1 protein-coding gene and 1 pseudogene are annotated in these 2,722 nt (G+C 72.4%); both read right to left on the bottom strand.

What is annotated here, in order from left to right:
- Positions 1–2,500, bottom strand: a 2,500-nt coding sequence (locus G6N75_RS00350) for an error-prone DNA polymerase (protein ID WP_165346084.1), incomplete at its 3' end; no start/stop codon positions are given.
- Positions 2,497–2,722, bottom strand: a pseudogene (locus tag G6N75_RS00345) (hypothetical protein); the annotation flags it as partial. The pseudogene G6N75_RS00345 and the gene G6N75_RS00350, both read right to left, overlap by 4 nt.

Here is a 2,722-nt window from a genome sequence, read left to right as displayed (position 1 = left end):
GGCGCGCCAGGTCGTCCACGCTGGCGAAGGGCCGCTCGCATCGCGCCGCCACCAGTCGCTCCGCGCCACTGGTGGACAATTCCGCCACCAGCCGCAACCCCAGCCGCGCCGCCGGCTCGCCATCTTCGCCGGGTTCCAGCGTGCAGTCCCAGTCGCTGGCGGCAACGTCCACCGGCCGTACCTCGACGCCGTGGCGGCGGGCGTCCTGCACCAGCTGCGAGGGCGCGTAGAAGCCCATCGGCTGGCTGTTGATGAGCGCGCACAGGAAGGCGGCCGGCTCGTGGCGCTTGAGCCATGCCGAGACGTAGACCAGCAGCGCGAAGCTGGCGGAATGCGACTCGGGGAAGCCGTACTCGCCGAAGCCGGTGATCTGGCGAAAGATGCGCTGGGCGAAGTCCTCGGTGTAGCCGCGCGCGCGCATGCCCTCGATGAGGCGGTCCTCGAACGGCCCCAGCCCGCCCTTGCGCCGCCAGGCGGCCATGGCGCGGCGCAGCTGGTCGGCCTCGCCGGCGCTGAAGCCGGCGGCGACGATGGCGAGCTGCATCACCTGCTCCTGGAAGATCGGCACGCCGAGGGTGCGCTCGAGCACCTGGCGGACCTCCTCGCTCGGGTAGCTGACCGGCTCCTCGCCGTTCCGCCTTCGCAGGTAGGGATGGACCATGTCGCCCTGGATCGGGCCCGGGCGTATGAGGGCGATCTCGATCACCAGGTCGTAGAAGCAGCGCGGCCGGAGGCGCGGCAGCATGGCCATCTGGGCGCGCGACTCGATCTGGAACACGCCCATGGTGTCGGCGTCCGAGATCATGTCGTACACCGCCGGGTCCTCGGCCGGCACCGTGGCCAGCGTCCAGCGGCGGCCGCGGAAGTTCTCGATCAAGCCGAAGCTGCGGCGGATGGCGCTCAACATGCCCAGCCCGAGCACGTCGACCTTGATCATGCCGACGGCGTCGAGGTCGTCCTTGTCCCACTGGATCACGGTGCGCTCGGGCATGGCGGCGTTCTCCACCGGCACCAGTGCCTCCAGGCAGCCGTCAGCGATGACGAAGCCGCCGACGTGCTGGGACAGGTGGCGCGGGCTGCCGACCAGCTGCCGCGCCAACGCCAGCACGCGCGCGATCACCGGGTTGTCGGGATCGAAGCCGGCGTCGCGCACCCGCTCCGGCGCGATCTCCCGGCCGTCCCACCAGTGCATGGACTTGGCCAGCGCGTCGCACTGCAGCGGCGCCAGGCCCAGCGCCTTGCCGGCGTCGCGCAGGGCGCTGCGCGGCCGGTAGCGGATCACCGTGGCCGCCAGCGCGGCGCGGTGGCGGCCGTACTTCGTGTAGATGTACTGGATGACCTCCTCGCGCCGCTCGTGCTCGAAGTCCACGTCGATGTCCGGCGGCTCGTTGCGTTCCTTGGAGATGAAGCGCTCGAACAGCACCGACATGCGCGCCGGGTCGACCTCGGTAATCCCCAGCGCGAAGCACACCGCCGAGTTGGCCGCCGAGCCGCGGCCCTGGCACAGGATGCCGAGGCTGCGGGCGTGCCGGACGATGTCGTGCACGGTGAGGAAGTAAGCCTCGTAGCCGAGCTCCTCGATCAACGCCAGCTCGCGGTTGACGACCTGGCGCACCGCCTCGGGTGCACCGTCCGGCCAGCGTCGTGCCATGCCCTCCTGCGTCAGCCGGCGCAGCCAGGAGGACGGCGTATGGCCCGCAGGAACGAGCTCGGCCGGGTATTGCCAATCGAGACCGTCCAGGGTGAAGTGGCACCGCTCCGCAATGGCGATGCTCTCGGCCAGCAGCGCCGGCGGGTACAGCCGCGCCAGCCGCTCGCGCGGGCGCAGGTGGCGCTCGCCGTTGGGGAACAGCCGCCGGCCGAGCGCCTGCAGCGGGGTGTTGAGGCGAATGGCGGTCACCAGGTCCTGCAACGGGCGGCGCGCCGCGACATGCATGTGCACGTCGCCGGCGGCAACCAATGGCAGGCCGAGGCGCTCGCCCAGCGCCTCCAGCTCGGCCAGGCGCGCGGCATCGTCGCCGCCGGCGAACAGCCCGACCGCCAGCCAGGCCCGGCCCGGGAACCGCTCGGCGACCCAGCGACCCTCTTCTTCCGCAGGCGCCGCGCCGGGCAGCCACAGCGCCAGGCAGCCCGGCAGCCCTTGCCCCGACTCATCGACGAGATCGGCGCGCTCGAGGCGGTACTCGCCCTTGTTCGCCGCCCGCCGGCCGCGCGTGATCACCCGGCACAGGCGGCCGTAGCCTTCGCGATCGGCCGCCAGCAGCACCAGCTCAAGGCCGTCCTCGAGCCGGAACGCGCTGCCGATGATGAGCTTCAAGCCATGTTCGCGCGCCGCCTCCCAGGCCCGCACCACGCCGGCCACCGAGCACTCGTCGGTCAGGGCCAGCGCCGTGTAGCCGAGTGCAGCGGCCTGCTCGACCAGCTCGGCCGGGTGCGAGGCGCCGCGCAGGAAGCTGAAGTTGGAGCAGCAGTGCAGCTCCGCGTAGGCCGGCGCGCTCATCCGAACACCCCGTGCAGGAACCACTGCGGCCGGGCATTCGTGCCGTCCGGGCGCTCCCGGAACACCCACAGCCGGGCGCCGGCCGGCGTCCGCGCCACCCAGTAGTCGCGCGCGATGCCCGGCCCGTCCCACCAGCCGGTCTCGATGCGCTCCGGCCCGCGTTCCAATAGCAACTCGCCTTCGTGCCACGGGCGGCCGCCGCGGCTGCGCAGGCGGCGCGGC

It is taken from the genome of Thioalkalivibrio sp. XN8, from assembly GCF_011058255.1.
Classification (GTDB): domain Bacteria; phylum Pseudomonadota; class Gammaproteobacteria; order Steroidobacterales; family XN24; genus XN24.
This window is presented reverse-complemented; position numbering and strand designations above follow the sequence as displayed.